Origin of the sequence: Pseudomonas sp. DC1.2 (genome assembly GCF_034351645.1) — a bacterium.
Lineage (GTDB): Bacteria > Pseudomonadota > Gammaproteobacteria > Pseudomonadales > Pseudomonadaceae > Aquipseudomonas.
On record NZ_CP133782.1, the window covers coordinates 5,001 to 25,274 of the forward strand.

10 protein-coding genes and 3 rRNA genes (1 of these 13 cut by a window edge) are annotated in these 20,274 nt (G+C 57.5%); 6 read left to right on the forward strand and 7 right to left on the reverse strand.

Going from position 1 to position 20,274, the window contains the following annotated elements; genetic code table 11:
• The 4 genes from RHM68_RS00020 to RHM68_RS00035 form a co-directional block, all read left to right on the forward strand.
• Positions 1-470, forward strand: a 23S ribosomal RNA gene (locus RHM68_RS00020); it begins 2,422 nt to the left of the window's first position.
• A gap of 168 nt (positions 471-638) precedes the next feature.
• Positions 639-754, forward strand: a 5S ribosomal RNA gene (rrf, locus tag RHM68_RS00025).
• 107 nt (positions 755-861) lie between these two features.
• A 5S ribosomal RNA gene (rrf, locus tag RHM68_RS00030) occupies positions 862-977 on the forward strand.
• A gap of 416 nt (positions 978-1,393) precedes the next feature.
• Positions 1,394-3,274, forward strand: coding sequence for a methyl-accepting chemotaxis protein (locus RHM68_RS00035; RefSeq protein WP_322219930.1), 1,881 nt, complete (start codon positions 1,394-1,396; stop codon positions 3,272-3,274).
• Between the two features lie 125 nt (positions 3,275-3,399).
• On the opposite strand, the gene RHM68_RS00040 is transcribed toward RHM68_RS00035, so the two are convergent.
• From RHM68_RS00040 to RHM68_RS00060, 5 genes are all read right to left on the reverse strand, one after another.
• Complete coding sequence (locus tag RHM68_RS00040; protein ID WP_322219931.1) at positions 3,400-3,867, reverse strand: SRPBCC family protein; 468 nt, start codon at positions 3,865-3,867, stop codon at positions 3,400-3,402.
• 26 nt (positions 3,868-3,893) lie between these two features.
• Complete coding sequence (locus tag RHM68_RS00045) at positions 3,894-7,310, reverse strand: non-ribosomal peptide synthetase (RefSeq protein WP_322219932.1); 3,417 nt, start codon at positions 7,308-7,310, stop codon at positions 3,894-3,896.
• A gap of 13 nt (positions 7,311-7,323) precedes the next feature.
• The gene (locus RHM68_RS00050) at positions 7,324-8,253 is read right to left on the reverse strand and encodes a diiron oxygenase (RefSeq protein WP_322219933.1); all 930 of its coding nucleotides are present in this window, start codon (positions 8,251-8,253) and stop codon (positions 7,324-7,326) included.
• Positions 8,250-9,026, reverse strand: a complete 777-nt coding sequence (locus tag RHM68_RS00055) for a DUF3050 domain-containing protein (RefSeq protein WP_322219934.1) — start codon at positions 9,024-9,026, stop codon at positions 8,250-8,252. Before RHM68_RS00055 ends, RHM68_RS00050 begins: the two co-directional genes overlap by 4 nt.
• 824 nt (positions 9,027-9,850) lie before the next feature.
• Entirely contained in the window at positions 9,851-10,564 is a 714-nt protein-coding gene (locus tag RHM68_RS00060; RefSeq protein WP_322219935.1) for a GntR family transcriptional regulator, read from the reverse strand.
• Between the two features lie 204 nt (positions 10,565-10,768).
• Between RHM68_RS00060 and lapG the strand changes: the two genes are divergently transcribed.
• A complete protein-coding gene (lapG, locus tag RHM68_RS00065; RefSeq protein WP_322219936.1) occupies positions 10,769-11,461 on the forward strand; it encodes a cysteine protease LapG in 693 nt (230 codons plus the stop codon).
• Positions 11,462-11,475: 14 nt separating this feature from the next.
• Positions 11,476-13,422 (forward strand): cyclic di-GMP receptor LapD, encoded by a 1,947-nt coding sequence (gene lapD / locus RHM68_RS00070; protein ID WP_322219937.1) that lies wholly within the window; start codon positions 11,476-11,478, stop codon positions 13,420-13,422.
• 147 nt (positions 13,423-13,569) lie between these two features.
• On the opposite strand, the gene RHM68_RS00075 is transcribed toward lapD, so the two are convergent.
• The gene (locus RHM68_RS00075) at positions 13,570-13,908 is read right to left on the reverse strand and encodes a tryptophan synthase subunit beta (protein ID WP_322219938.1); all 339 of its coding nucleotides are present in this window, start codon (positions 13,906-13,908) and stop codon (positions 13,570-13,572) included.
• 148 nt (positions 13,909-14,056) lie between these two features.
• Positions 14,057-20,269, reverse strand: a complete 6,213-nt coding sequence (locus tag RHM68_RS26535) for an immunoglobulin-like domain-containing protein (protein WP_416195232.1) — start codon at positions 20,267-20,269, stop codon at positions 14,057-14,059.
• Between the last annotated feature and the right edge of the window lie 5 nt (positions 20,270-20,274).

Below are 20,274 nucleotides of genomic sequence, written 5' to 3' on the forward strand. Positions count from 1 at the left end.
AGGTACTCCGGGGATAACAGGCTGATACCGCCCAAGAGTTCATATCGACGGCGGTGTTTGGCACCTCGATGTCGGCTCATCACATCCTGGGGCTGAAGCCGGTCCCAAGGGTATGGCTGTTCGCCATTTAAAGTGGTACGCGAGCTGGGTTTAGAACGTCGTGAGACAGTTCGGTCCCTATCTGCCGTGGACGTTTGAGATTTGAGAGGGGCTGCTCCTAGTACGAGAGGACCGGAGTGGACGAACCTCTGGTGTTCCGGTTGTCACGCCAGTGGCATTGCCGGGTAGCTATGTTCGGAATAGATAACCGCTGAAAGCATCTAAGCGGGAAACTAGCCTCAAGATGAGATCTCACTGGGACCTTGAGTCCCCTGAAGGGCCGTCGAAGACTACGACGTTGATAGGTTGGGTGTGTAAGCGCTGTGAGGCGTTGAGCTAACCAATACTAATTGCCCGTGAGGCTTGACCATATAACACCCAAGCAATTTGCAGGCTTTGAGCCCAAGGGCGAAAAAGCACCAGATTGCGGTGTGTGAAGACGACACAAGTCGAAAGTTTGCGATCAAACACACAAATCTATTACATACCCATTCGCTGGCGTGTTACCCGTAAGGGCTGACGCACTGGCTACCGAATTTCTTGACGACCATAGAGCATTGGAACCACCTGATCCCATCCCGAACTCAGTAGTGAAACGATGCATCGCCGATGGTAGTGTGGGGTTTCCCCATGTGAGAGTAGGTCATCGTCAAGATTAAATTCCGAAACCCCTATCTGCTTATGCAGGTAGGGGTTTTGTTTTAGTAGAAGTTATTGATTTTTCTGGCACGTTACTGCGGTAACGCGCTGGTCACAGAATTTCTTGACGACCATAGAGCATTGGAACCACCTGATCCCATCCCGAACTCAGCAGTGAAACGATGCATCGCCGATGGTAGTGTGGGGTTTCCCCATGTGAGAGTAGGTCATCGTCAAGATTAAATTCCGAAACCCCTGTCTGCTAATGCAGACAGGGGTTTTGTCGTTTTGGCGTAGGCAAAGCGTCGAACCATAAACCTCAAGATAGAAGTCCCAAGATCACCTGATGGTAATGGATCAATAACAATGCTCGAATTGAGCGTGCATCGGCGCGAAGTCGTCACCACGAGTTAGTGGCGATTTAACTTTCATCAGAAATGATCTATTCCGATCTTCCCGTACACCGTTCGGCGGGAATAGCTCGCCAATGCCGGACATTTTGTACGGAGCCCTAAGATTTTTCCGGCTTGTGCCGAAAGATTAGTGAGACATGCGCGCACCAAAGTAGAGCGGAATTTAGAGCGCCGTCTGTGCTGTTACATGGAATGTTGCAACTTGGAACGCATCCCACTTTCTGCATAAGAAGTCCTATGAAATGAATCTTAAGTTCAGCCATAAAATTCTTCTGGCCGCCTCGGGCGTCGTGGTCCTGGCTTTCGCGTTGTTCACTTTGTACAACGACTATCTGCAGCGAAACACCATCCGGCAGAACCTCGAGTCGTCCGTTCAGCAATCCGGTGAGCTGACTGCCAGCAGCGTACAGAACTGGATGAGCGGTCGTGTTCTTGTGCTGGAAAACCTCGCGCAGAACGTCGCCCACCAAGGTGCCAATGCCGATTTGCCGGGGCTGGTTGATCAGCCAGCCTTCACTTCGAACTTTCAGTTCACATACGTCGGTCAATCCAACGGTGTATTCACCCAGCGCCCAGACGCGAAGATGCCAGACGGCTACGACCCGCGTCAGCGTCCTTGGTATAAGCAAGCGGTGGCAGCTGACAAAACCATGCTGACCCCACCCTACATGGCCGCGGTCGGTGGTTTGGTGGTGACCATCGCCATGCCGGTGAAAAAGAACGGAGAACTGCTCGGAGTAGTCGGCGGTGACTTGAGCCTGGAAACCTTGGTGAAGATTATCAACTCGGTGGACTTCGGCGGTATTGGCCATGCATTCCTGGTCAGCGCCGATGGACAGGTGATCGTTAGTCCGGACAAAGATCAGGTCATGAAAAACCTGAAAGATATTTACCCCGGCGCCAACGTGCATATCGAGAAGGGCAATCAGGAAGTAGTGCTCGACAAGCAGGATCGTATTCTTTCGTTTACCCCGGTCTCTGGTTTGCCGAATGCCGAGTGGTATATCGGTCTGTCGATTGATAGGGATAAGGCTTACGCACCTCTTAGCCAGTTCCGCGCCTCGGCGTTGATTGCGATGTTCATCGCCGTTAGCGTCATCGCGGTGTTGCTGAGCCTGTTGATTAACGTATTGATGCGTCCGCTCATCACCATGGGTCGTGCGATGAAAGACATCGCGCAGGGTGAAGGTGATCTCACCCGTCGTCTTGCCGTGGAAAGTAAAGACGAGTTCGGTGAACTCGGCAGTGCATTCAATCAGTTCGTGGAGCGGATTCACGCGTCGATTTCCGAAGTGTCCTCGGCTACCCGTCAAGTCCATGATTTGTCACAACGGGTGATGGCGTCGTCCAACGCATCGATTATCGGTTCTGACGAGCAAAGTGCTCGTACAAACAGCGTCGCAGCGGCGATTAACGAGCTGGGCGCCGCGACCCAAGAAATTGCCCGTAACGCCGCCGATGCGTCGCTGCATGCCAGCGGTGCTAGCGATCAGGCGGACGACGGTCGTCAAGTGGTGGAAAAAACCATCCTGGCCATGACCGAGCTGTCACAAAAAATCAGCCTGTCATGCACCCAAATCGAAACCCTGAACGCGAGTACCGATAACATCGGGCACATTCTGGATGTGATCAAAGGCATCTCCCAGCAAACCAACCTGTTAGCGCTGAACGCTGCCATCGAAGCGGCACGTGCCGGTGAGGCCGGTCGTGGTTTCGCGGTGGTGGCTGACGAGGTGCGTAACCTTGCTCATCGCACCCAGGAATCGGCGGAGGAGATCCATAAGATGATCACCTCGCTGCAAGTGGGCTCTCGCGAAGCTGTGACCACCATGAACGCCAGTCAGGTCTCTAGCGAAGAGACTGTCGAGGTGGCCAACCAAGCCGGTTTACGTTTGGTGAGCGTGACGAAGCGCATCGGTGAAATCGACGGCATGAACCAGTCCGTGGCGGCAGCGACGGAAGAGCAGACTGCTGTGGTGGAAACCCTCAACGTCGACGTTAACCAGATCAACCTGCTGAACCAGCAGAGTGTGGCCAACCTCAATGAAACATTGAAGGATTGTGATGCGCTGTCGTTGCAGGCGAATCGGTTGAAGCAGTTGGTTGATAGCTTCAAGATCTGATTCAGCTTTATGGTTCAATCGCGAGCAAGCTCTCACAGTCGACGGCATTCCTTGCGAAGGAACTCAGTCAACCTGTGGGAGCAAGCTTGCGAAAGCGTTGCATCAGTCACCGTTGTACTAAAGCCCTATACGAACAGTTTCAGGGCATTGTTCATCGCATCGTCGGCGAACCCCTGAACGAAATCCTTGAATCCCGGCAACGCCTCGGCTCCGCCTTGGGTGGGTTCGGCGATGATGGTCCAGGTTGCTCGAGATTTGCCCATTCCCAAGGACTCCACATTCATTGCGGCCCACAGATTGGCCACGCCCAAGGTGTTATAGATTGTGGTCCAGGTCATGCAACGCGTTTGGTCGTCCCTAGAGTTGAGTTGTTCGACCACTTGGTTGCCGTCCTTGAAGAACTTCTTGCGCAGCGAAGAAACGCCCTCACCGGTCATCTCGATGTGCGACAGCGCGGGGATGAATCGATCGAAACCGGCAAAGTTGCCGACCACGGCCCAGACGGTTTCCGCGTTCGCAGGTACTTCCACCGAAGACACCACGTGGCAGCCGTGAGGGTTTTTGATCAGGGTATCGGGTTGCAGAATATTCATGGTCTTGCTCCATTGGTTGGGGTGCATCAGATGAAGTTGATTTCTTTGAGGTAATCGCAACCGCGCCGTAGCAATGCCGGGGACTTTTGCGGGTAGTGCGCGCCCATCTGTTTTATCCCCGCTTGGGCGTTGTCGTGGCCAATCATCGAGATATCGCCGATGTCTTCCTCAAAGCCGTTGAGGTAGAAACCCAGCACACCGAACAGCGCGTTATTGCTGTCGACCCGGCCCAGTTGCTGCTGCCAGTCGGCGACGCTGACCATCGAAAACTCCCTACCGGCTTCGCGAAAAGACGCCACGTAAGCGTCCCAGCTCAGCGGCTCTGGGTTGTGCAGGTTGAACACGGCGTGCGCGGGTTGATAACGGCTGGCGTGGAAGGCGATGAACCGTGCGAGAAAATCCACCGGCATCAGGTCAAAATTCAGCGCGAACTCTGGCACCTGGCCGAGCTGAATCGAGCCCTTGAGCATCAGCATCAGGCGATTTTTATGTGGCTGACAGACACCCGTGAGGCTGTTGAAACTGATATTGCCGGGACGATAAAGATTGACCTGCACCCCTTGCTCGCGCGCCCGCTCAAGGATCCGTTCAGCCACCCACTTGGACAGGTTGTAGCCGTTCTTAATGTAGATGGGCGGTGTCTGCGCGGCCGGCAGTTCAAGCACCCGGCCATCAGCGGAAATGTTGCTGGAGGCGGAGAGGGTCGAGACGAAATTGAAGATTTTCTTGCTGCGCCCTTCACATAAACGCAGGCACTCGAAAATCGGCTCGACGTTGTCCGGCGCCAGGGACTCGTAATCGAGGACGTGATTGACGTTGGCGGCGTTATGCACCAGCGCGCCAAACTCCCGGTCCAGCCGTTCGTAGACATCCACTGCGAGCCCTAATGATGGGCGCGCGATGTCTGCGGCGTAGACTCGCACCCGACTCAGGTCCAGATGTTCGAGTCGATTCTCGCGCAAGGCGTGAGCAAAGCGCTCGGCTGCTGATTGGCCGCCGCCGTCGCGCACCAGGCAGGCGACCTCGCTGGCGCCCCAGGCCAGTAGTGCCTCGACAATGTGTACGCCGACAAAGCTGTTGGCGCCGGTGACGATCACCTTATGTACGTCGCCCATGCGACTGACGGGCAGCGGTTGCAAATCGAGCTCGCGGAACGCATCGGCCATCGCCTGCGCGCTCAGCACTTCTTCGGTGCCTGAGCCGCGTACTAACGTCGCCAGCTTCACGATAGTGGGCAATTCGATAAAGCGGTTGATCGAGATGCTCCGGCCAAACTCTTCACGCAGTCGCAACAACATGCGCGACAGCAGGATCGAATGACCGCCGAGGTTGAAGAAGCTTTCGTCGGTGGAAATATCGCTGGCCGGCAACTCCAGCAACTCAGCCCAGATCTGCAGTAACAGTGCTTCGTCGGCGCTGGTGGGTAGCCGTCGATCACTGTCGTGCAGAATATTCACCGGTAACGACAGCAGTGTCCTGCGGTCAACTTTGCCGTTGCTCGCGAACGGCATGCTTTCCAGCTCCGTCCAGGCAATGGGCTGCATGTAGTCCGGTAAAAACTGCACCGCGTGGGCCTTCAGCGCTTCGCGGGCGTTACCCGTCTGGACCTCTTGTGGCTGAGCGAGAAACGCCAGAATTCGCCGCTGGCTGTCGATGACCACCGCCACCTGACGGTACAACTGGCTGCCTCGCAGGCAGCGTTCAATCTCTTCCGGCTCGACCCGAAACCCGCGAATCTTCACTTGGTTGTCCCGGCGTCCGCACAGCTCGATGCCCTCGGCGGTCCACTTCGCCATATCGCCAGTGCGGTAGGCGCGCAAACGCTTGCCGTCCGGGAGATTGAGCATCAGATAGCGTTCGCCAGTTTGCTGTGGGTTATTCAGATAACCCAGGCATACGCCCGGCCCCACGATGAACAGTTCCCCCACGGTTTGGTTGACCACCGGCTGCAAGTCCTCATCCAGGATCAACACTTGGCTGTTGGCAATCGGCGCGCCGAGCGTGCGGTTACTGTCGCCAGTGCGCAGTTGTCGCGCAGTGATCAACACCGTAGCCTCGGTCGGGCCATAGAGGTTGTAGAGGTTGCCCTGACGGGTCAGTTGCTCGATGACATAAGGCTCGCAGACATCGCCGCCGGTCATGATGTGATTCACAACCTGCAACTGATCCAGCGGCAGAATGCTCAACAGTGCCGGCGGCAGGAACGCGTGGCTCAATTGTTGATGACGGATCAACGCCACCAGTTGTAGCGGGTCGCGACGTTGATCATCGTTGGGCACGATCAGCTCGGCCCCCTGGAGCAGAGTCGGAAAGATATCGATCAGCGACGAATCGAAACTCAGCGACGAAAACTGCAGCACTCGGCTCTGCGCAGTCAGTTGTACATAATCGGCGTACCACGCGGTAAGGTGCGCCAGGTTGGCCTGGCTGAGTAGCACGCCTTTGGGATGGCCGGTGGTGCCTGAGGTGTAGAGCGCCATGCAGGGCGCATCCAGTTCGGGTCGTTGGCGCATCAAGGGTTGGTCGAGATCCACGTCATGGATGTCGACCTGACTGATGTCCAGCCCTGGCATTTCGTCGGCGAGCGGATGTTGCCCGTCATGCAGCAACAACACCGCGCCGGCATTCGAAAGAATGTACTGCTGACGTTGCATTGGGTGGCTCGGTTCCAGCGGCAGGTACACTGCGCCGCTGCCCAGGATCGCCAGAATTGCTGCGTATAACGCGCTGCATTTGGGCAGACAAATCCCTACCACGGGCGTGCCCTGATGCTGATCGAGTAGCGGCTGCAAGCGCTGCTGGATTGCACGGCTGTGGGCATGGAGGTGGCGATAGCTGAGGGAGCTGCCGGCGATGTTCAGCGCCGGGCGTTCAGCACATTGGATAAAGCGTTGTTCGAGGCGTTCGATCATCGGAATCTGACCGAGGTCCAGCAGCCGCTGCTCAGCCGTGAAGTTGAGCTGATGGACGAACGCCAGGTGTTCCAGAAACAGCAAATTTTCCACCCGCTCGAAATCAGCGCGCGGCGTAGGCTCGGCACACGAAAAATACCCGGCATCGCGCGAGAAGCGACTGACCAACAGTGCTGCCTGGTCTACCAACTCCGCCACGGCTCGCAAGCGTAATGCCTGGCCGTTGCCGAAGGAGTCATCAGCGATAGGCACGCGACTGAGCGGCTTAGAGCCATACGTCAACAGTAAGTCCAGCGAGGGTAACCCAGAAGCTCCTGGCCGCCCGACCCCCAGACTCAGCCTCAGCCGTGGCACCTCAATCAGGCCCTTGAACGACAGGCTGGCGTCGTCGATCAGCAAGTCGGCGTTACCTGACGGCTGCTCGTCGTCCGCCGCCAGGCGTGCCAGTGAATGACCGTGTTGCTCGAGTTCCAGCGCCAGGTCGGTCAAGGCCTGGCTTTGCCCAATCAGCAAAATATCGAGACGTCTCATGATTTTCTCCGCGTTAAGCCAGGTAGTCGGTCAGGGTGTCTTGCACACACGGTGAGTCCAGCAGCGAACTGCTGCGGAAAAACCGCACGATGTTGGCGACCAGCGGGTGATGGCGATTGATCGGGAAGGCCAGGCCCGACACTTCGTTCTTGAGTGCGTGCTTTGCGGCGTCGCTGACTTGCAGGGCATCGATCAAGCGAAAGTCGAAAGATTTCTGGATGTCATTGGTCAGGTAATGGCTGATGAACACCGGCAGGATTTTCGCGATGCACTCGCGATCGGCTTCGCTTGCGGTGTGCCAGTAGATGCGTACCAGCCGAGCCCAAAACCCGGAGTGTCGGCCTTCGTCCAGCAAGTGGTCGGCCATCAGCCCCTTTATCGACTGCTTGACGGTGGCGTCTTTGGCGAATGCGGCCACATCGCCGGTCACGGTGTTTTCGGCGATAGCCACGCATATCAACTCGACGGCACTGCGCAGGTGCTCCGGTGCCAATGCAACGGCTATGGGAATAGCCCGGCTCAACTCGATTTCATCCGGTAGTTCGATGGGTGGGATGCCGGTCATGGCCATGGTCTGTTGCATAAAATCCATGGCCACCAAGGCGTGGTAATCCTCGTCCACCACCACGGTCATAGCGTCATAGCGGCAAGGGAAAGGGAACTCGACGCTGAAGCGGTTTTTGGCGATGCTGCGCGCGGTTTTGTCGACGATTTCGGTTTCGAAAATCACCACGTCGTTGATGAACTTGTAGAGCGTCTGCACCAAGGCGAAATCCCTCTGATGCGGGCACTCGCGCAAGAAGGTTTCGCTCAGCACCAACGGCTGGCGACTCAAGGGGTAGATCAACTTATCGTCGTTTTCCAGCACACGCCGTGGGCGGGAGCGGATGGTCGCGCGGCTTTCCCACGCGTCGGCAAAGGATTGGTAGTCGGCGGCCTTCATGCGCTCACCTCGCTGACTGTTTCGTGCATGCTCAGGCGCAGGCCGTCCCACAAGGCAATGCGGTTTTCTACGGCCGCGATGGCACTGGCATAGACCTCTTCCTGGCGCTGCGGGTCGCCATCGACCAGGCGGGCGAGGAGTTTTTCTGCGGCGGGGCCGTGGTCCTCGGAGTCGACTTCAATGTGGCGCTCCAGGTAGTACCGGAAAGTGGGCGCCTGTTCGATGTCGATGCTCCAGTCATCGAGGATTCTCTGGAACATCTGTGGGATCACGTGCTCGCGCCCATGCAAAAAGGCTGCCGCTACACAGTGACTCGATGCGTGCAACGCGGTGTGTAAGGTGTGCCGGACGAACTGCGCTGCGGCGGGGTCGATGTCGATACTTTGCAGGGCGATGTCATAGCTCACGCCTTCTTTTTGCAACACGACAAAGCGTTCCACCGCCACCGTACTTGCACCGACTTCACGCATGGCTTCCAGGTACAACTCGAAATGGCTGCAGTGACCGTTGGCGGGTCGATCATCAGACTCCTCGCCGAGCACAATCTCGTTGATCAGACGTGCCGCTAGCGCGTCCCGCGGTGGTAGCCAGGGCACCTGAACGCAGGTGAGTTCCTGTTGCAGGCGCTTGGTCAGCGACATGAAGTCCCATACGGCAAATACATGGGTTTCCATGAAGCGTTGCAGGACCGATAGCGAATGTATTTCGGAAAAAATCGGATGAACGCTAAGTTCTGCTTTCTTCTGGTTTAGATGGGCTTTAGTCGGTTTCATGAGCGAGCCTATACGTGATTAAAAGTGTCGGTGAGTGATGCAATAGCCAAGCGAAAGTTGGTAACTACTTTCTGTGAGCGAACGAAGGCATAAAAATAAATAACTTTTAAGTTGCGTCACAATTTTTAGAAGTGACTTAGGCCTTGCTGGCTTAAGCCGTTGCCCCAGGGGTTTCAATGGGTGCGGAGAAAAACTAATACAGGGATAAAGTGTTGGGCAAGTTATTTTTATATTATTTTAAAGTTTGGTTTTCTCGGGCGCGACAAGTCCCAATAAAACTTTTAGTTTGAGTTTTATTGGGCTGAAGTTGCTCCTTCCGATTTATAAAAGTCAGAATAAAATAAGAAAGCGAATGCCTCGCTCGTAGCAACTTTCTAATTAAGAGAATTAGTATGATTTGATGGGACGGAAGTAGGCCGGGAGTACGCCGTTCTTCCTTTCCCGTGGCAAGACTCCTTCCGTAGGTTCTTGATGCGAGGACTACGCCGCTGGTACGCCCGTTCAATGTTGGGGTGTTGGATCCAAGAGTGAGCGTAAATCGCAACAGCCGCTATCTCCGCAACGCCTCATCCATGAGGTGGCAGATAGGGAGCGGGAGGATGTTAGTAAGGGGTGCGATACGCCATACCTATCAGAGGCGAGCACCGCAGGCTTTGTAAGCAGATTGTTCGCTAGACACATTCAGATACGATCAGAGGTGGCGAGTTGTTTCAGTGGTAGGAAGCAGTCGTCACTGATTCGTGGCGGTTGCCGCCATGGCCGGAACTCAGCACGGTCCGCTGTTCGCGTCTCTGACCGTGCGCCGTTGCGTTGTCGCGTCGTTTTTATCGGGTGCTGCTGCTCGTGCGGTGTGCAGTCAAACTATTGAGGTAGTGTGTGATGACCTCGACCCCACGACTGAGGTGTTGTTCGAGCAGTTTCACCGAATGATCGACGTCATGGTTTTCGACGGCCCGCAGCAGATTGCGGTGATCCTCTTGGGACAACTTGCCCAGGCCCATCGCTTCGAGGTTGAAGCGCAGGAAGCGCTCCTCCTCGTTGAGTCCGTCTTCCACCAGTCGCAATAGTCGTTGGTTAGGCGCTTTGCAGTACAAGGACATGTGGAACAAGCGGTTAAGCCGGCCGATTTCGGTGTAGTCGTGCTCTGTTTCCAACTTATCGATGTAATGCGCCGCTTGTTCGAGGTCGCTGGCCTTAAGCAAGGGAATCGAACGGCGCAGGGCTTCTGATTCCAACAGAATCCGCAGCTCATATGTTTCGGCCGCGTCGCCCTGGACCAGCGGGGCAACCACTGCGCCTTTATGGGCGATAACGTTGAGCAACGCTTGCGCTTCGAGCTGGCGCAAGGCTTCGCGAACCGGCATGCGGCTAACGCCGAACAGGTCGGCCAGATCCTGCTGGCGCAGGGCGGTCCCGCAAGGAATACGGCCGTCCAGAATGGCTGAGCGCAATGTGTGCTCGATCACCGATCGCGCCAAGTGAGCGGGAATCGGTTCGTTGACCTTGATGCTATTCAGAGGATTGGGCTTCTGTGTCACGACTACGCACCCTGATTGACTGAAATGATTTTTGGATCCAGATGGACACTAGTAACGACAGAACACCTTGTCAAACCGCCGAAAAGATCGTCTGACATCCAAAGTTTAGCGCGTCCAGGGTGATTGCACCGTGCCATTGTTTTTTGCATGGCGAACCTTCACCATCAACCGACTTCTCAACCTGCCTACCCTGGATGCCTCGCATTGGCGGTACGTTTCGCTTTTCCCCGGATTTTGCGCTGGCTAGGCTGCTCGTTGCTGCTGGCCTGCGTCATGCTGGGCGGGCTGCATGCAGATTGGGACTTCTCGTTGATCAGCCGCCGCGCCGAGGCATTGTACGGGCCATTGGGGGTCGGGCAGCAGCGGATTGATGCCTGGCAACATTTGTTGGCCACCCAGAAACAGATCAGCGAGCTGGAAAAGCTCAACGTGGTCAATCAGTTCTTCAACAAGCAGATGCGCTATGAAGAAGACATCGACTTGTGGCACGTGGACGATTATTGGGAAACGCCCATCGAAGCCTTGTGGAAAGGTGCCGGCGACTGCGAAGACTATGCCATCGCCAAGTATTTCAGCCTGCGTCATCTCGGCGTGTCCAGTGACAAGCTGCGGATTACCTACGTCAAGGCTTTGCGCCTGAATCGTGCGCATATGGTTTTGACTTACTACACCAGTCCCGAAGCCATGCCGCTGGTGCTCGACAGCCTGATCAACGAGATCCTGCCGGCGAGCCAACGAACCGATTTGCTGCCGGTCTACTCTTTCAACGCTGAAGGCTTGTACTTGCCCGGCGCCAAGGGCAACAAAAAAGTCAGTGACACCAAACGTCTTTCCCGCTGGCAGGATGTACTGAAAAAAATGCAGGCCGAAGGATTCCCGGTCGAGACGACTAACTAGGAGCACACGCTCAGATGTCTTTGTTCAAACAGCTGTTGATCGCTATCTGTCTGTTCCTGGTGGTCGCCTTCACGGGTAGCTTCATGGTCAGCCTGGAAAGCTCGCGTACCCAGTACGTCAACCAGTTGCGCTCCCACGCCCAGGATGCCGCCACGGCGCTGGCGCTATCCCTGACACCGAACATCGACGACCCGGCGATGGTTGAGCTGCTGGTCAGCTCGATCTTCGACAGCGGTTATTACGCGAGCATCCGTGTGGTTGACCTCAAGACCGACAAGACCCTCGTCGAGCGCAGCGGTATACCCGCGGTGAACAACGTGCCGGACTGGTTCGTCAAACTCATCGGCCTGGAACCGGCGGGCGGTGATGCACTCGTCAGCCGTGGCTGGGAACAGGCTGCGCGGGTCGAAGTCGTCAGCCACCCGATGTTCGCGTTGGCCAAGCTCTGGCAGAGCGCGCTGGGCAGCCTGGGCTGGTTGTTGATATGCGGCGCGGTGAGTGCGGTGCTGGGTGCGCTATTGTTGCGTCGGCAACTGAAGCCGCTGGACTACATGGTCCAGCAGTCTCATGCCATCGCCCGTCGTGAATTTCTCAGCCTGCCACAACTTCCGCGCACCCCTGAATTACGGCGGGTGGTACAGGCCATGAATCAGATGGTGGAGAAACTCAAAGCCCTGTTCCAAGAGCAGGCCGAACGCAGTGAAAAACTGCGTGTCGAGTCCTATCAGGACACCCTCACTGGCCTGGCCAACCGGCGTTATTTCGAGATGCAATTGCACGCTCGGGTGAGCAATCCGGAGCAGACCAGTTCCGGTTATCTGCTGTTGTTAAGGGTCACTGATCTGGCCGGATTGAACCAGCGCTTGGGTGGCCAGCGTACCGATGAGTTATTGAAAGCTGTTGGCGAGCAGCTGTGCCGCGAGTGCGCCAGGCACCCTGAAACCCAGAACCTCATCACACGGATTCGCGGCGGAGAATTCGCCGTGCTGGCCCCCGGGCTGGTGCGTGAAGAAGCGCTGCAACTGGCACAGAACCTCGACGGTGCGCTCGCAAGTCTGTATGCGACTGGAGCGACCGATGTGGCGTCGGTGGCTTCCATCGGGTTGGCGCCGTTTGCGCATGGTGACTCGCCGCAAGCGGTGATCGGCCTGGCGGATCAGGCGTTGGCTCAAGCTGAGGTTCAAGGAGAGCAGAACTGGGCCTGTCTGGACCACAGCGCCTCGACCAGTGTCGGCGATGACCATCATGCCTGGCATACACTGCTGGATCGGGCGCTGAGTCAGCAACGTTTCGAGCTGTACTTTCAACCGGTGTTCGCGACGCAAGACACCACATTGGTGTTGCATTACAAAGTGCTGTCGCGCTTGCTCGACGATCAGGGCCAAACCATTCCCGCCGGGCGCTTCCTGCCGTGGCTTGAGCGTTTTGGCTGGACCGCGCGGCTGGACCGACTGATGTTGGAGTGGGTGTTGGTGCAGATGGCCAGTCACGAAGAGTCCTTGGCGCTGAACCTGTCGTCGGCGACCCTCGCCGATTCACAGGCTCTGAATAAGATTTTTGACATTCTGCGTCAGCATTCGAACCTCGGGCCGCGACTGACCCTGGAAATCGGCGAGGAGCAATTGCCTGAGCAAGCGGTGCTGGAGCAGTTGACCCGGCGTCTGCGTGAACTGGGGTTCTCCTTGAGCCTGCAACGCTTCGGTGGACGCTTCAGCATGATTGGCAACCTCGCGCGCCTGGGGTTGGCGTATCTCAAGATCGATGGCAGTTATATTCGGGCCATTGATAAGGAGAGTGACAAGCGGTTGTTTATCGAGGCGATTCAGCGCGCCGCGCACAGCATTGATCTGCCGTTGATTGCCGAGCGGGTCGAGACCGAAGGGGAACTGTCGGTGATTCGCGAGATGGGGCTTTACGGGGTTCAGGGTCAGTTGTTGGGTGAACCGAAGCCTTGGAAATGAGCCGTTGAACCGTTAGCCAGGGCACCCCAAAACGCCGCCGACGACCTGATTGCTTCGATCTACGGCCGTACTGTGGGGGCGCCCTATACGCTGGACATCGATTCGATTAGTTGAGTGGGCTGCGACATTCGGGCCATTGATCAAGAGTCAGATCAATCCTCTTTCGTCATCATCAATCAGATGGCTCAACCCGCCCAACACTTCACGCGCCTGGTTCCGGTCCATCAGTTTGGCCTGGGCGGCCGGCGGCAGGTCGGTGACTCGGATCACGCCTTTACTGGTCAGCACCTGGATCAAGTCGTCGAGTACCCGGATCATTTCCAGGTCGCTTTGCTTGAGCTGTTTGAGGCTCGACTCCACGACTTCGTTGGCATACCAGGCCTGGATTTCGTGATTGTCAGCCGGCAGGGTTTCCGTGGCCTCGGCGTAGGCCGCAGCTTCTACGCGCATTAACTGGCCTTGCGCATCGCGTTGCACGTAAAACATTGAGCATCCCTCAGAAATGGACCGGTACCCTGCTGTCAGCAGCATAGGTGAACTGTTGGCGAGTATGCGTTGCAGTGACGGGCTCGTCACCCGGGAGATGGGTGCAAACATGACGGCCGCCCCTTGAGGGCGGCCGTCAGCCAGCGAATCAGCTGTTGTTGTGATCGACTTTGATGGTGGGGTCACTGCCGGCAATCAACGAGTGAATGTTGGCGGTGGACCAGTTGTTGCCTTCGAGTTTGATCGTCACGTCCGGTGCGGCTGCGGCTGCGTCGGTACCATTGAACTTGCCGGTAGAACTCACTTGCAGGGACGACACGCCGTCCACAGTAGTGATCTTCAGGAAGTTGTCGATGGTGCTGCCGGTTTCACCCTGCAACAAGTCGCGCAGATCAATACGGTCACCTTCGCTGGCTTTGAAGTCCTTGATCACATCGTTGCCAACGTCGCCCGCTTTCCAGACGAAGGTGTCGGCACCCGCGCCGCCAATCAGGATGTCGTTGCCCGGACCGCCGATCAATGTGTCGTTACCGGTACCGCCCAGCAGGATGTCATTGCCTTTGCCGCCATCGAGGTAGTCGTTACCTCCTTGGCCGAAGAGAATGTCATTGCCCGCGCCGCCCAGCAGCGTGTCATTGCCGTCATGAGTGCCGGACACGTCGAATGCGGCGTAGTGCTCCGTAATGAACTGATGCACGTTGCTGGCGGTGACTTTGCTGACATCCACGCCAGTTTGCTGGGCGACGAACGCCTGCATGGCCTGGTAACCCTCGCCCGCAATGCCGGTGAAACTCACCAAGTCGCCAAATATGATGTCATTGCCGTCGCCGCCACTGACCGTGTCGTTGCCCGGCAATGTTGCTTCAGTGTGACCGACGATCGAGTTCGCCAGGTCTTTGGGGTCGATGTTGGTTTGCGGCGAGTGGTCGGAATCATACGGTTTCAGGTCGTTGAGGCTCACTCCGCTATTGATGCCGATGGCCTCGACATTCGACAGATGGCTCAACAGCGCGAAGCTGCTGCTGGCATTGCTGGTGGTCGAAGAGTCGGTACTGTTACCAGTGCCCGCCAGCGTCGACAACTCGTAGGTGCCGTCCCCCTGAGCGTGAACGGTGCCCAGGCTGGTATAGCTCCAGTTGCCGTTTTTATAAATTTGCAGGGCCGCGCTGCCCGAACTGTTGATGGACAGGTAATGCGTGCTGTCGATGTACGTGCTGAAGGTGTCACCGGTTTTGTAGTTGCTGCTAGTCACCACGTCATCGAGCTTCACGTTGCCATACAGCGTTGGGTTGGTCTGCTCGCCCGTCTGGTAGAAGGTCGGCTGGCCGTCGGTGATGAAGTACGTCAAGTTCTTCGCCCCGGTGTTGGCCACTGCGTCGGCGCTTTGGAACCAGTTGGCCGTGGTCTTGAACACGTCCTCATAGTTGGTGCCGCCACCGGATGACATCGAGTCCAGGACCGTTTTGAGCGTAGCCAGTGCGTTCGGGTCATTCAGGTTGACCGACACCGATTTGTTGACCTGGGTGTCGAAGTCCACCAGGAAGATGTTCACCGTCCCGGAGTTGCCGCCCAGGCTCTGCTTGAGGGTGTTGAACACCGACGTCAGGGAGTCCTTGGCCGCGTTGATCGACGACGTGCTCATGCTGCCCGAGCTATCGACCATGAACGCGATGTTGTAGTTGGTGCCCGGCACCACGGTGAGGCCGCCGATGTCAGCGACGATAATGTCGTTGCCGCTGGTGCCGGTGACCGTGTCATCGCCAGACGTCGCCGTGATTGCGTTGTAGACCGCGGGGTATACGGTGACTGGAATCTGCGCGGTGGTGGTTGCTGAACCGCCCAAGGCTTCGGTGGAGGTCGACGTCACGGTCAGGTTGAACTGGCCGTTGTAATAAGACGGCGGGGTGACGGTCAGGGTGCCGAGGTTCCAGCCGGTGACGTTGGCGTCGCCAGACGTCGTGGTGACGGTGAAGGTGTGACCTGCGCCGTCAGTGAGTACCGAGCCTGCCGGGATGCCGCTGATCTTCACGCTCAGACTTTCGGAGCCATCGATGTCGGTCAGTGCCGTTTTGATCGCGCTCAGGTGAACGCTGGTGCCTTCGGCGCCTTCGTTGAGTTTGTAGCCGTCGTAGTAGCCTTCGCCGTTGGCGCCGTGCAGGTCGGAAACCGTTACACCGGCGGCGACCAGATCCGCTACGCCGGTGTACAGCGCCACGCCGGCACTGCTCAGGTCTATGGCGGCGCCGCCGTTGACCGACAGGTTGACGTCATAGTTGCCTGGGCCGTTCTGGTTATCGTGGTAGATGTCCAGGGTGTAGTAACCACTGGTCATCGGGGTGAACGAGCCGTTCAGTTTGCCGCCGGCACCCCACGTGGTGGCCGCGATGTTGTTACCGCCGATGGTCACCAGCAGGCTGTCGTCGCCAGTGCCACTGAAGGTGTACGTCTTACCCGCCTCGAGGTAGATCAGGCCGGAGGTTTTCGACGCCGTGCCCGCCGCCACATCACCGTCGGATTGCACGTTACTGACGGTGCTGCTGGACTTTGGAGTCCCCGCGCCATCGATGACCGATTTCAGTGTGGCCGTCGGTGCGCCACTGCCATCGGTGCCAAGGCCCGCCAGACCGGTCCACACGGCTTTGATCAGCCCGGTGGATTTGACGCTGTTATCCGCCACGTTCAGGGTCGGTGCATCGGCGACAGGCGTGATGTCGATTTTCACCGTACCGGTGTTACCCAGCAGTTGACCGTCGGTGGGCTGGAACTTGATTTGCGCGTAGTCCGCCTGGTTATTGCCCAGGCCGGTACCACCGTAGCCGTTGGCGCCGGATTCGTTGGCATCTGGCACGAAGCGCAGTTTTCCGGCGTCAATGTCGGCCTTGCTAAAGGTCTGGTTACTCGCCACGTCGGTCCAGGTTTTGCCATCGCTGCCCAGGAACTGCAACTTGCCTTCGCCCGGTAGGCCGGTGATTTTTACACCGAGGCTGGTGGCTGGACTGTCGACGTCGCTGACACCGAATGTCGACCACCCGAGAATCAGTGGGGTGTCTTCGGTGCCGGTGACGTTAACAGGCGCCGCTGTCGGAGCATCGTTGACCGCTACCACGTTGACCGTGGTGGTCGCGACGTTGGAGTAGTTACTGCCATCGGTCACGGTCACGGTGATGATGCGCGGCACCGTGCTTGGGTCGTGACTGCTGTTGGTGAAGCTGATGTTCTTGATCTGCTGCATGTAGTCGGCAAGCGTTGCGTTGCCCGACAGGGTTAGCGTGACCGAACCATCCTTACTGTTGGCATTGATGGTGATGCCGTTGACGCTGTTACCCAGGTTCAGCGCATCGCCTGGCTGACGGTTGGTCAGCACGATGGTCGCGCCGGTCAGCATGGTGCTGTCCGGGTCGGTGATTTTCAGGTCGGTGTCAGCAATCGACACACCCTGGCCGAGCGTGCCCTCGGTGAACGTCACCTTGTAGTTGGCACCGGTCGCGCCGCTCGAATCGTTGGCATCGAGGTCGATGACCGGCGGCGCATCGTTGTCGATGATCGAAGTGCTGACGCTGCCACTGGTGGTGCTGATCGCCAGGTTTTCGAAGTTGCCACCGGTGGCCGAGTCGATCTTGACCACAAAGTTTTCGGTACTTTCGGTGATTTTGTCGTCGATGGTCGCGACGTTGAAACTGGCGCTGCTGGCGCCAGCCGGGATTTTAACCGTGTAGACGCCGGTGAAGTCCGAGCCGTCGGTGGCGGTGCCGCTGTAGACGATTTTGAGCGTCACGTCAGTTTGCGCGGGGTGCGTCAGGCTGACGGTGTAGCTGGCGGTTTCGCCTTCGGTCACCGAGGTGCTACCGGTGATGCTGAGGGTCGTAGTGTCCTTGACGTCGCTGACGGTGGTCGAGACGACCGACTTATCCACGCCCAGCGCTTCGAGGTTACCGCCGATGGCGCTCTTGATCGATTCAGTGACAGTCGGCGCGCCGATGTAAACGTCATTCGCTGCGGTCACCGGCAAGCTGCCGGAACTTTGGCCGACGGCGATGGTGATTACTTTGCCGCTGTCGAGAGTGACGGTGACAGGGTCGATGTGCGCAGTAACGAGATTGCCTTTGGCATCGGTCAGGGTCGCGGTGTAAGTGATCGTGCCGCTTTCGTTGACGGTTGGCGTGGCGGTCAACGTTACAGTGGTGGCATCGGTGACGTCATTGACGGTCGTGGTGACCGGCGTTTTGTTCGGCGCTACCGCTTCGAGGTTTCCGCCCGAAGCATCTTTGATCGACTCGGTAACGGCGGTCGGGCCTTTGTAAACGTCATTCGCTGCGGTCACCGGCAAGCTGCCGGAACTTTGGCCGACGGCGATGGTGATTACTTTGCCGCTGTCGAGAGTGACGGTGACAGGATCGGTGTGCGCAGTGACGAGATTGCCTTTGGCATCGGTCAGCGTCGCGGTGTAAGTGATCGTGCCGCTTTCGTTGACGGTTGGCGTGGCGGTCAACGTTACGGTGGTGGCATCGGTGACGTCATTGACGGTCGTGGTGACCGGCGTTTTGTTCGGCGCTACCGCTTCGAGGTTTCCGCCCGAAGCATCCTTGATCGACTCGGTAACGGCGGTCGGGCCTTTGTAAACGTCATTCGCTGCGGTCACCGGCAAGCTGCCGGAACTTTGGCCGACGGCGATGGTGATTACTTTGCCGCTGTCGAGAGTGACGGTGACAGGATCGGTGTGCGCAGTGACGAGATTGCCTTTGGCATCGGTCAGCGTCGCGGTGTAAGTGATCGTGCCGCTTTCGTTGACGGTTGGCGTGGCGGTCAACGTTACGGTGGTGGCATCGGTGACGTCATTGACGGTCGTGGTGACCGGCGTTTTGTTCGGCGCTACCGCTTCGAGGTTTCCGCCCGAAGCATCTTTGATCGACTCGGTAACGGCGGTCGGGCCTTTGTAAACGTCATTCGCTGCGGTCACCGGCAAGCTGCCGGAACTTTGGCCGACGGCGATGGTGATTACTTTGCCGCTGTCGAGAGTGACGGTGACAGGATCGGTGTGCGCAGTGACGAGATTGCCTTTGGCATCGGTCAGCGTCGCGGTGTAAGTGATCGTGCCGCTTTCGTTGACGGTTGGCGTGGCGGTCAACGTTACGGTGGTGGCATCGGTGACGTCATTGACGGTCGTGGTGACCGGCGTTTTGTTCGGCGCTACCGCTTCGAGGTTTCCGCCCGAAGCATCTTTGATCGACTCGGTAACGGCGGTCGGGCCTTTGTAAACGTCATTCGCTGCGGTCACCGGCAAGCTGCCGGAACTTTGGCCGACGGCGATGGTGATTACTTTGCCGCTGTCGAGAGTGACGGTGACAGGATCGGTGTGCGCAGTAACGAGATTGCCTTTGGCATCGGTCAGCGTCGCGGTGTAAGTGATCGTGCCGCTTTCGTTGACGGTTGGCGTGGCGGTCAACGTCACCGTCGTGTCATCGACTTTGTCAGTAACGGTGGTTTCAACCGGAGTCTTGTTGGCGCCGAGGTTTTCGAAGTCGCCGCCGGTGGTGCCGGTGATCTCAGTCTTAACTGGAGCCGCGCCGTTATAGACGTCGTTCGGCGCATTAACGTTAATGCTGGCGCCAGTCTGACCCACCGGGATGGTGATTTTTTCACCATTGCCCAGCGTCACAACCACGTCCGAACCGGTGACTTTAACCGGGTTGCCTTGGGCATCAGTGATGGCGGCGGTGTAAGTAATGACACCGGCTTCGGACACGGTAGGCGTCGCGGTCAACGTCACCGTCGTGTCATCAACCTTGTCAGTAACGGTCGTTTCGACCGGAGTCTTGTTCGCGCCGAGGTTTTCGAAGTCGCCACCGCTCGTTCCGGTGATCTCGGTTTTAACTGGAGCCGCACCGTTATAGACGTCGTTCGGCGCGGACACGTTGATGCTGGCGCCAGTCTGACCCACCGGGATGGTGATTTTCTCGCCATTGCCCAGCGTCACGACCACGTCCGAACCCGTCACTTTGACTGGGTTGCCTTGGGCATCGGTGATGGCGGCGGTGTAAGTAATGACACCGGCTTCGGACACGGTCGGCGTCGCAGTCAGCGTCACCGTCGTGTCATCGACTTTGTCAGTAACGGTCGTTTCAACCGGAGTCTTGTTCGCACCGAGATTTTCGAAGTCGCCACCGGTGGTGCCGGTGATCTCAGTCTTAACCGGGGCCGCGCCGTTATAGACGTCGTTTGGCGCGGCCACGTTGATGCTGGCGCCGGTTTGGCCGACGGGGATGGTGATTTTTTCACCATTGCCCAGCGTCACGACCACGTCCGAACCCGTCACTTTGACTGGGTTGCCTTGGGCATCAGTGATGTTGGCGGTGTAGGTGATCGCTC

What these genes read in the sequence shown, in the direction of transcription:
- RHM68_RS00035 (WP_322219930.1), top strand. Translation starts at nt 1,394, where the DNA reads ATGAATCTTAAGTTCAGCCATAAAATTCTTCTGGCCGCCTCGGGCGTC.
- RHM68_RS00040 (WP_322219931.1), bottom strand. Translation starts at nt 3,867, where the DNA reads ATGAATATTCTGCAACCCGATACCCTGATCAAAAACCCTCACGGCTGC.
- RHM68_RS00045 (WP_322219932.1), bottom strand. Translation starts at nt 7,310, where the DNA reads ATGAGACGTCTCGATATTTTGCTGATTGGGCAAAGCCAGGCCTTGACC.
- RHM68_RS00050 (WP_322219933.1), bottom strand. Translation starts at nt 8,253, where the DNA reads ATGAAGGCCGCCGACTACCAATCCTTTGCCGACGCGTGGGAAAGCCGC.
- RHM68_RS00055 (WP_322219934.1), bottom strand. Translation starts at nt 9,026, where the DNA reads ATGAAACCGACTAAAGCCCATCTAAACCAGAAGAAAGCAGAACTTAGC.
- lapD (WP_322219937.1), top strand. Translation starts at nt 11,476, where the DNA reads ATGTCTTTGTTCAAACAGCTGTTGATCGCTATCTGTCTGTTCCTGGTG.
- RHM68_RS00075 (WP_322219938.1), bottom strand. Translation starts at nt 13,908, where the DNA reads ATGTTTTACGTGCAACGCGATGCGCAAGGCCAGTTAATGCGCGTAGAA.